This is a genomic window from Actinoplanes sp. NPDC048791 (assembly GCF_040650095.1).
Classification (GTDB): Bacteria; Actinomycetota; Actinomycetes; order Mycobacteriales; family Micromonosporaceae; genus Actinoplanes.
Genome location: NZ_JBEZGQ010000272.1, coordinates 1 through 9127 on the forward strand (window position 1 = coordinate 1; position 9127 = coordinate 9127).

General features: G+C 70.2%; 9 protein-coding genes. 4 read left to right on the plus strand and 5 right to left on the minus strand.

Annotated elements, in window-relative coordinates; all coding sequences use genetic code 11:
* Together rho and AB0C29_RS20650 are read left to right on the plus strand one after the other, a co-directional pair.
* The coding region (gene rho, locus AB0C29_RS20645) for a transcription termination factor Rho (RefSeq protein WP_360822349.1) at positions 1-1658 on the plus strand (1658 nt) is incomplete at its 5' end.
* Positions 1659-1793: 135 nt separating this feature from the next.
* The gene (locus tag AB0C29_RS20650) at positions 1794-2972 is read left to right on the plus strand and encodes a nitric oxide synthase oxygenase (protein WP_360822351.1); all 1179 of its coding nucleotides are present in this window, start codon (positions 1794-1796) and stop codon (positions 2970-2972) included.
* A 92-nt stretch (positions 2973-3064) separates the two neighbouring features.
* On the opposite strand, the gene AB0C29_RS20655 is transcribed toward AB0C29_RS20650, so the two are convergent.
* From AB0C29_RS20655 to AB0C29_RS20665, 3 genes are read right to left on the minus strand one after another with little or no spacing between them, the layout of a single operon-like run.
* Complete coding sequence (locus AB0C29_RS20655; RefSeq protein ID WP_360822353.1) at positions 3065-3697, minus strand: RNA ligase family protein; 633 nt, start codon at positions 3695-3697, stop codon at positions 3065-3067.
* Positions 3697-4593, minus strand: coding sequence for an AAA family ATPase (locus tag AB0C29_RS20660; RefSeq protein ID WP_360822355.1), 897 nt, complete (start codon positions 4591-4593; stop codon positions 3697-3699). Before AB0C29_RS20660 ends, AB0C29_RS20655 begins: the two co-directional genes overlap by 1 nt.
* Positions 4590-5435, minus strand: a complete 846-nt coding sequence (locus AB0C29_RS20665; RefSeq protein WP_360822357.1) for a hypothetical protein — start codon at positions 5433-5435, stop codon at positions 4590-4592. Before AB0C29_RS20665 ends, AB0C29_RS20660 begins: the two co-directional genes overlap by 4 nt.
* A gap of 304 nt (positions 5436-5739) precedes the next feature.
* Here AB0C29_RS20665 and rpmE point away from each other — a divergent pair, with 304 nt between their 5' ends.
* A complete protein-coding gene (gene rpmE / locus AB0C29_RS20670) occupies positions 5740-5964 on the plus strand; it encodes a 50S ribosomal protein L31 (protein WP_212994012.1) in 225 nt (74 codons plus the stop codon).
* 78 nt (positions 5965-6042) lie between these two features.
* Positions 6043-7134 (plus strand): peptide chain release factor 1, encoded by a 1092-nt coding sequence (prfA, locus tag AB0C29_RS20675; RefSeq protein WP_360822359.1) that lies wholly within the window; start codon positions 6043-6045, stop codon positions 7132-7134.
* On the opposite strand, the gene AB0C29_RS20680 is transcribed toward prfA, so the two are convergent.
* Positions 7118-8467, minus strand: a complete 1350-nt coding sequence (locus tag AB0C29_RS20680) for a PQQ-binding-like beta-propeller repeat protein (RefSeq protein WP_360822361.1) — start codon at positions 8465-8467, stop codon at positions 7118-7120. The genes prfA and AB0C29_RS20680 overlap by 17 nt on opposite strands.
* 25 nt (positions 8468-8492) lie before the next feature.
* A partial coding sequence (locus AB0C29_RS20685; RefSeq protein WP_360822363.1) for a GGDEF domain-containing protein occupies positions 8493-9127 on the minus strand: 635 nt, incomplete at its 5' end.

Sequence of the window (9127 nt, forward strand, 5' to 3'; positions counted from 1 at the left end):
GCCGCGACCAGGCCGGTCGGGAGCAGAACGGCCGCGAGCAGGGCGGCCGTGAGCAGGGGAGCCGGGACCAGAACGGCCAGAACGGCCGCGACCAGGGCGAGAGCCGGCGCGACAGCGCACCGGCCGACGGCCAGGGCGACACCGAACGCGCCGACCGGGGGGACCGGCCGGAGCGTGGCGAGACGCGCAACCGGGACCGCCAGCGCAACCCGCAGCGGGCCGAGGGCGGCGACCGCAACGACCGCCCCGACCGCGGCAGCAACGACCGTAACGAGCGCACCGACCGCAACGACCGCGGTCCGCGCAACGACGGCCCGGACGACGAGGACGGCGACAACGGCGAAGGCGGCCGGCGCAGCCGGCGCAGCCGGTTCCGGGACCGCCGGCGTGGCCGGGACCGTGACGGCGAGGGTGGTGGCACCGGTGGTGGCCGCGACGGCGGCCGGGACGGTGGCCGCGATGGTGGCCGGGACAGCGGTCGTGACGGTGGCCGCGAGCCGCACGTCAACGAGGACGACGTGCTCGTTCCCGTGGCCGGCATCCTCGACGTGCTGGACAACTACGCGTTCGTCCGCACCACGGGTTACCTGTCCGGTCCCAACGACGTCTACGTCTCCATGTCGCAGGTCAAGAAGCACGGGCTGCGTCGCGGGGACGCCGTCACCGGTGCCGTGCGGGCCGCACCGCGCGACAGCGGCAGTGGTGACCAGCGCCGGGACAAGTACAACCCGCTGGTCCGGCTGGACACCATCAACGGCATGGAGCCCGAGGAGGCCCGCCGGCGTCCCGAGTTCTACAAGCTGACCCCGCTGTACCCGCAGGAGAGGCTGCGTCTCGAGACCGAGGCGCACATCCTCACCACCCGGGTCATCGACCTGGTCATGCCGCTCGGCAAGGGCCAGCGGGCCCTGATCGTCTCGCCGCCGAAGGCCGGTAAGACGATGGTGCTGCAGGCGATCGCCAACGCGATCACCCACAACAACCCCGAGTGCCACCTGATGGTCGTGCTGGTCGACGAGCGGCCCGAAGAGGTCACCGACATGCAGCGCTCGGTCAAGGGCGAGGTCATCGCGGCCACGTTCGACCGGCCGCCGCAGGACCACACCACGGTCGCCGAGCTGGCCATCGAGCGGGCCAAGCGCCTGGTCGAGCTGGGCCACGACGTGGTCGTGCTGCTCGACTCGGTGACCCGGCTCGGCCGGTCGTACAACCTGGCCGCGCCGGCCTCGGGCCGCATCATGTCCGGTGGTATCGACTCGACCGCGCTGTACCCGCCGAAGCGGTTCCTCGGTGCGGCGCGCAACATCGAGAACGGTGGCTCGCTCACCATTCTCGCGACGGCGCTGGTGGAGACCGGCTCGATGATGGACACCGTCATCTTCGAGGAGTTCAAGGGCACGGGTAACGCCGAGCTCAAGCTCGACCGGAAGATCGCTGACCGGCGTACGTTCCCGGCCATCGACATCCACCCGTCCGGCACGCGCAAGGAGGAGATCCTGCTCGGCAAGGAAGAGCTGGCGATCGTCCACAAGCTGCGCAAGGTGCTGAGCTCGCTGGAGTCCTCGGCGGCGCTGGATCTTCTGCTCGACCGGCTCAAGCAGTCCCGGACGAACATCGAGTTCCTGATGCAGATCGCCAAGTCCACGCCTGGCGAGTAAACGCCCGAAAACGGCATAAAGGGGCAGTCACCGCGAGGTGGCTGCCTCTTTGTCGCACAACGTGTGCGTTTCGACCCTTACGGGATCATGCGAACCTCCCCCTCACACCTCAGCTCAATGTGGGGAGGACGCTCGATGATCCCTGGCTACCGGGACCAACCGACCGAGAAATGGGACCCGATCGCACCGGTCGATCCCGGCGAGGCCGAGGACTTCCTGCGGCAGTGCTACGTCGAGAACCCCCGGCTGGGCCCGGTCGAGCCGCGACTGGCCATCGTGCGCGCGCAGATCGCGGCGACCGGCGGCTACGTGCACACCACCGAGGAGCTGGCGTACGGCGCCAAGATGGCCTGGCGCAACGCGAGCCGCTGCATCGGCCGGCTCTACTGGCGCAGCCTGGTCGTGCTGGACCGCCGCCGGGCCCGGAGCGCCGACGAGATCTTCTCGCTGCTGGTGCACCACCTGCAGACCGCCGGTGGTGGCAGCGAACGCCCGGGCGCGATCCGGCCGGTCATCAGCATCTTCGCGCCGGCGCTGCCCGGCCAGCCGTACGCGCGGGTCTGGAACGAGCAGCTGATCCGCTACGCCGGCTACCGCACCGAGGACGGCAGTTCGGTCGGGGACCCGCGCAACGAACAGTTCACCGCCGCCATGCAGGGCTTCGGCTGGCGCGGCAAGGGCGAGGCCTTCGACGTGCTGCCGGTGGCGATCGAGACCCCGGCCGAAGGCGTACGCCTCTACGAACTCCCGGAACGCGCCATCCTCGAGGTGCCGCTGACCCATCCCGAGTTCGGCTGGTTCGCGGAGCTCGGCCTGCGCTGGCACGCCGTCCCCGCGATCGCCAACATGCGGCTCACCATCGGCGGTGTGCAGTACCCGCTGGCGCCGTTCAACGGCTGGTACATGGGCACGGAGATCGGCGCTCGCAACCTGGCCGACGCCGACCGCTACAACATGCTGCCGATCGTCGCCGCCCGGATGGGACTCGACACCAGCCGGGAGTCGACGCTGTGGCGGGACCGGGCGCTGGTCGAGCTGAACCGGGCGGTGCTGCACTCGTACGAGAAGGCCGGTATGAAGATCACCGACCACCACACCGAATCGGCCCGCTTCCTGACCCACCTGCGCAACGAGGAGAAGGCCGGCCGCCGGGTGCCGGCGGACTGGACCTGGATCGTGCCGCCGATGTCCGGCGGCATCACGCCGGTCTTCCACCGCTACTACGAGGAGCTCGACCTGCGCCCGAACTTCTACCTGGACCCCGAGGCGCAGGCCTTGTCGCGCGACGGGACCCGGTGCCCGTTCAGCGGGTAGCGGAAGATCAAGATCAATGTCCGGTCGTGCCTGGTTGCATGGCGCCGACCGTCGCTCCCGCCGATGACATGTCCGTGCGTGGCCGACCCGGCTCAGGCGAACTCGTTCAGCGGGAAGTCGTCGCGGTGCCGCCAGGCGGCGTCGGTGCGGACATGGTCCTCGCGGACCCATTTCAGGAGCCGGTGCGAGAACTCGGCCGCCGGGATGCGGCCGGCGCTGCGGACCACAAAACCCTCGGAATTCTCGGCATCGCGGGTCTTCGCCCACGCGGCGCGGGCCTCGCTGAGACTGCCCCCGCGGTACAGGACGGGGACCACCGGCAGCTCCAGGCGCTGCGCCCAGTCGACGGTGTCGTCCCAGCCGAGCAAGGTGTCCGTCTCGTCCCAGATGCCGAAGACGATGAAGACGCCCGGCAGGTCCGTGTAGGCGATGCTGCGGCGGGCCCACATGGACTCGCCGCAGACCCGCCAGTCGTCCGGGATCCGGTACGCCGTCATCGCCCACAAAGCCTTGGCCGGCCGGTCCCACGGGTTGGTGCCGGAGTCGACGGAACGGGCGTACATGGCGTCGCGGGTGAAGGTGAGGTTGCCGCCGTCGAGCTTCTCCGTCACCACCAGCTCACCGTCCAACCAGGACAGATCGGGCTGGATCCTGTCGTCGGCGGTGGCCCCGGGGGAGTCGGGCAGGTGGAAAGTCCGCGGATACTTCCCGTCCCGCCCGTCCATCAGAAGTCCCCCTCCGCCACCTGGAACACCGTCAGGCCCAGGGCGCGCCACATACGTACCACCTGCTGACGGTCGTCGAAAACCCCGATGACCCGCCAGCGGTCGCGGATCTCCCGATCGAAGATCTCCCGCTTGACGACGGCGTCCTTGCGCGAGTCCCCCTCGGGCCGCATGAAGAGTCCTTCGTACGGCACATCGACGTAGAGGTCCAGCCACGCCTCGGTCTCGGCGCGGCACACCTCGTCCCGCCCCGAGCAGAAGACGATGGCGTGCCCGGCCGCGTGCATGGCCCGCACGGCCGCGATGACCGCCGGATTCGGCGCGTCCTCACCGACCCGGCCCCAGTCGTACGGGCTGCGGCCGTTCATCAGCGCGACCGTGCCGTCGATGTCCACCAGCACCACCGGCGGCAGCTCCGGATCCGGGTCGTAGAGGACACCCGGCCCGCCCGGATCGACGTACGGCACCGGCAGCGGCAGGTTCTTGCCGGCCAGATACCGCTGGTGCATCCGGCGGATCCCGGCCTCACCGACCCGCTCGTCGTCGGGCCGCCCGGCGTCCCGGCGCAGGCACTCCTCGAGGGGCACATCGGTGAAGTCGTGCACCTCGAAACTCGCGTGGAAACGCGCGGCGAGCTCGGCCCACTCCCGTACCGTCTTGGCCCGCAGGTTGGTGTCATCGACGATCACGTCGGCGTGGGCGCGCAGCAGCGCCTCCACGGCAGCCCGCTGGGCGTGCGTCACCTGGCCCTCGGCCCACTGGGTGAACAGGCGCTGCCCGTGCAGCATCCGCCGCAGGTCGTCGCGGTTGACCCGGACGACCTGCGGCTGCAGCTTGCGCGCGAAGGTGGTCTTGCCCGAGGCGGGCAGCCCCCGGGTGATCAGCAGTCTGGTCATGCCGTAGATCCAGCCTGTCCAGCGCGAGCACGCCAGGCGTAAACAAGGCGCCAGTCCACGCCGGCCGTGCGAGCAGCCTCCTGCACGCTCTTTCCCTCGGCCAGGCAGGCCATGGCAACCTCCCGTTGTCGTTGCAAGCGGTACCAGCGGGGCGGCTCTTGCTGGAGTGTCTGGCGGTACTGCGAGAACATCTGCCACTTCGCGCCCCGATAGAGATCGGGGTCAGCGAAGACCCAGTTGGCCGCTGCCCAAGCGTGGCGACCGTTGAAGCGGGCTTCGGCCAGAGCTTCGCACCGCTCGATGATGCGGTAGCGGCCGTTGGCCGGGATCGCCTTCATGGCGTCGCGCACGAACCAGGGGGTGCCGACAAACGACAAGTGCAGCATGGGATTGGCCTGCGGAGTGGGGTAGATGCCGACGCAGCCGTCGCCCTCCACGTATCCGCGAAGGAAGGGCGCCTGCAGGACCTGCGGAATTGTCGGCCAACTGTAGGTCAAGGTCTTACGGTGAGTGATCAAATATCGATGGTGCAGGTCCGCCACCATCCTGGCCGACACCAGACGGACCGAGTGGGTCGTCTGTCCGTACGGAGGGTGACCGACGTATACGCGGGCCGAGTGGTTCGTCAGGCGTCGAACCTCCTGAATGAGCTCGCGTCCGGCTTCTCCGGACTGACTGAGTGATACCGCTCTCAAGCTGGCCTCGACCGATCCGTCGGCAGCCAGAACTCCGGCGAGCCAGGCTGACGACGGCTTGTCCTCCGCGAAGATCTCATGACGCAACGACGCCGCGTCCGGACTAGGAAGGAACCGGCCGGTCTGCCGGTCCCTGTGTTCAGACATGTCACGAGACTAGGGGGTCGGGGCCGGATCGTGAACATGTCTCCGGCCACAGCCTGGACGTCCGCGGGTGGCCTCATGAGGTTTCCCTCCGTGCCGGCTGCCGCGGGAATGCGGCGAGCGGCGCTCACGTTACCCATCACGGACGCAGGAATGCCTCCTGATTTCGGATCAGGGCACGTGACATGGCAGACTGGTCCATCGGCCAGTAAAGGTTCCGGTTCACGCTCGAGTCGTCCGCCCTAGCGGGGCGGTTCGGTGCTGACGGCGACCCGGCGACCACTTCATCGAGAGGGACCGAGTAACCATGAAGAGCGGAATCCACCCGGAGTACACCTCGACCGAGGTCATCTGCTCCTGCGGCAGCACCTTCACGACCCGCAGCACCGCCAAGGGCGGCGAGATCCGCGTCGAGACCTGCAGCGCCTGCCACCCGTTCTACACGGGCAAGCAGCGCGTGCTGGACACCGCGGGCCGGGTCGCCAAGTTCCAGGCGAAGTACGCGAAGGTCAACGCGACCAAGAAGAAGTAGCTACCTCGACGGCGCCCACCCCGGAATCCGGGGTCGGGCGCCGTTCGTGTGTTCGATCCCCAGCGAAGGAGGCGCGGCGTGAGCACAGACCGGTTGTCGACCCTGCTCGAGGAGTACGCGCAGCTCGAGAAGCAGATGGAGGACCCCTCCATCCACTCCGACCAGGCCCTGGTGCGGCGGGTCGGGCGGCGCTTCGCCGAGCTCGCGCCGCTCTATGCCGCCAACGCCGAGCTGGAGGCCGCCCGCGCCGACCTGGCCGCCGCCAAGGAGCTGGCCGCCGAGGATCCCTCGTTCGCCTCCGAGGTCGAGGCGGTCGCCGCCGTGCTGGCCCCGCTGGAGGAGAAGCTCGGCGAGATGCTCATCCCGCGCGACCCGCACGACGCCAAGGACGTGATCGTCGAGATCAAGGCCGGCGAGGGTGGTCAGGAGTCGGCGTTGTTCGCCGGCGACCTGCTGCGGATGTACACCCGCTACGCGGAGAAGCACGGCTGGGTGGTCGAGGTCATCGACGCGCAGGATTCCGATCTGGGCGGGGTCAAGGACGTCTCGGTCGCGGTCAAGACCAAGGGTGTGCCCGACGGCGGCCACGGTGTCTGGTCGCGGCTCAAGTGGGAGGGTGGCGTGCACCGCGTGCAGCGGGTGCCGGTCACCGAGTCGCAGGGCCGGATCCACACCAGCGCCGCCGGCGTGCTGGTGCTGCCCGAGGCCGAGGACGTCGACGTGCACATCGAGCCGGGTGACATCCGGGTCGACGTGTTCCGGTCCTCGGGTCCCGGTGGCCAGTCCGTCAACACCACCGACTCGGCCGTACGCATCACCCACCTGCCCACCGGCACCGTGGTGAGCTGCCAGAACGAGAAGAGCCAGCTGCAGAACCGGGAGTCGGCGATGCGCATCCTGCGGTCCCGGCTGCTCGCCATGGCCCAGGAGCAGGCCGACGCGGCCGCCTCCGACGCCCGCAAGCTGCAGGTCCGCACGGTGGACCGGTCGGAGCGGATCCGGACGTACAACTTCCCGCAGAACCGGATCAGCGACCACCGGATCGGCTACACGGCGTACAACCTCGATCTGGTTCTCGGCGGGGAGCTGGATCCGGTGCTCGACGCGCTGGCGGAGGCCGACCGGGCTGCCCGGCTGGCCGGTGGGACGGAGATCAGCCGACGTCCGTGACGATCAGCCGGTTGTCAGAGGTCTCACAGACGATCAGATCGCTGCTGCTCTGGCAGCCGAAGTCGAGCACCGCCGAGACTGTGCCGCGGAGCAGCACCTCGCCGGATGCCGGGTCCACCTCGCTGATCAGCGTCAGGTCGTTGGAGTTCTGCGCGCGGGCGACCACATAGCGGGTCCCGTCGAGCCGGTAGTCCCAGACCGGCATCGCCGTGCCGAGGTCGACGAGTTGCCGTCCGGTGGCGGTGTCGACCAGGCGGTGCCGTTCGCCGGTCTCGTCGTCGCCGACCAGCAGCAGACCGTTGAGCAGTGGGAAGCCGTTGGCGGCGCCGCCGATCCGCCAGCGCACCGCGCCGGTCGCGCGGTCGTGGCCGGTGGTGGCGTTCGTCCCGTTGAGACAGACGACCGGGCCGCAGCCGTAGACGCCGCCCGGCGCCGTCTGCTGGATGCGCCAGAGCTGCCGCAGGTTGTCGGTGTCGTAGGCGGTCACTGTGGACGTGTCGCCCTCGTTGCGTTCCAGGTAGAGCTGCGTGCCGTCCACGATCAGCGTCGTGTAGTCGTTCTCCGACGCCGTCGGCGGCAGCCAGGGGAGCGTGCCGGTGGCCACAACGGAACCGTCATCCAGGTCCAGCACCTCGGCCCGGCCCTGCGCGGTCACGGTCACCAGGCGCTCCGCCGTCGTGCCGGGCGCGGTGTCGGTGGTCCAGGAGCCGATGTCCCCGGCCGGGCGGGACCAGATCGTGCTGCCGTCGCGCAGCCGTACGGCCCGGAAGGTGGTGACCTTGTCGCCCGCCTTGTTCCATTCGGTGAGCAGGGCCCGGTCGCCTTCGGCAGTGATCAGCTCGCCGGGCTGCCGCCAGAGCAGCCGGCCGGTGACGGTGTCGACGGCGGCCGTGTCCCGATTGAACTCGCGGGTGACGGTGGCGCCGTCGGCGTCCTCGTACATCGCTGTCTCCGGGCCGGTCGGCAGCAGCAGGGCGCCCGCGCGGATGCCGCTCAGCCAGCTGCTGTCATCCGGCGCGGGATGCGACCAGCGCAGCCCGCCGGTCCGCAGGTCGTAGGCGCTGAGCCGGTCCTGCCCGGGCTGGGTCAGCACGTAGACGCTGTCGGGGGTGAGCATGTAGGCGCCGCTGCCCAGCTCGAACGGAATGCTCCAGAGCTGGGTCAGCCCGCTCGGATCGGGCCGGGCCGACCCGGTCACCGTGAGCACGCTGGCGGCCGCGACGACGGCGACGAGCAACGACCGCAGGTCCCGCCGGCCGAGCGGGCGCCGGTCCGGCCGGGCGTCCTGCTCGTCGCCCCCCTCACTGACGAGCCCGAGCTCGATCACCGCCATTCCCCGAGCGTAGGTCTTCGGCGTCCTACGCGGGGGTACGGTGCGAAGCCGCCGCGGCCAGGGCGGCGCTGAGCGTACGGCCGTTCGTGCCGACCTCGGACCAGCCCGCGGCCAGGCCGATCGGCGTGCCCGGGACCAGGACCTGCCAGTTCTCCGCGGCGGCGGCCGCGCTGATCCGCCGGGAGACCTCGGCCGCCTGGGTGGGTCCGGCGCCCGGCAGCACCACCACGAACTCGTCGCCGGCGAAGCGGGCCACGAAGTCGCCGCGGCGCATGACCCGGTTGAGCACACCGGCGATGCGCTGGAGCACCAGATCGCCGCAGTGCCGCCCGTGCCGGGCGTTGACCGCGGTGAAGCCGATCAGGTCGCAGACGCCGATCGCCGCGCGTTCGCCGCGGGCCAGCATCGCCGCCACGTAGCGTTCGAGCTGGCGGCGGTTGGGCAGGCCGGTGAGCGGATCGGTGAGGTTCTCGTCGCCGTAGCGGCCCATGTCGCGGTGGGTCTCCTCGGCGTCGAGGCGGGCCGCGACCCCGTCCAGGTAACCGTCGCGCAGCCGGTCGATGCGCTGGGCGGCCAGCCGGAAGGCGTGCCGGTCGGCGGCGTGCGCGGCCTCGTGGTCGCCGGCCGAGGAGTGGCAGATGCTGCGCAGCCGGGCCGGTT

What these genes read in the sequence shown, in the direction of transcription:
- AB0C29_RS20650 (WP_360822351.1), top strand. Translation starts at nt 1,794, where the DNA reads ATGATCCCTGGCTACCGGGACCAACCGACCGAGAAATGGGACCCGATC.
- AB0C29_RS20655 (WP_360822353.1), bottom strand. Translation starts at nt 3,697, where the DNA reads ATGGACGGGCGGGACGGGAAGTATCCGCGGACTTTCCACCTGCCCGAC.
- AB0C29_RS20660 (WP_360822355.1), bottom strand. Translation starts at nt 4,593, where the DNA reads ATGACCAGACTGCTGATCACCCGGGGGCTGCCCGCCTCGGGCAAGACC.
- AB0C29_RS20665 (WP_360822357.1), bottom strand. Translation starts at nt 5,435, where the DNA reads ATGTCTGAACACAGGGACCGGCAGACCGGCCGGTTCCTTCCTAGTCCG.
- rpmE (WP_212994012.1), top strand. Translation starts at nt 5,740, where the DNA reads ATGAAGAGCGGAATCCACCCGGAGTACACCTCGACCGAGGTCATCTGC.
- AB0C29_RS20680 (WP_360822361.1), bottom strand. Translation starts at nt 8,467, where the DNA reads ATGGCGGTGATCGAGCTCGGGCTCGTCAGTGAGGGGGGCGACGAGCAG.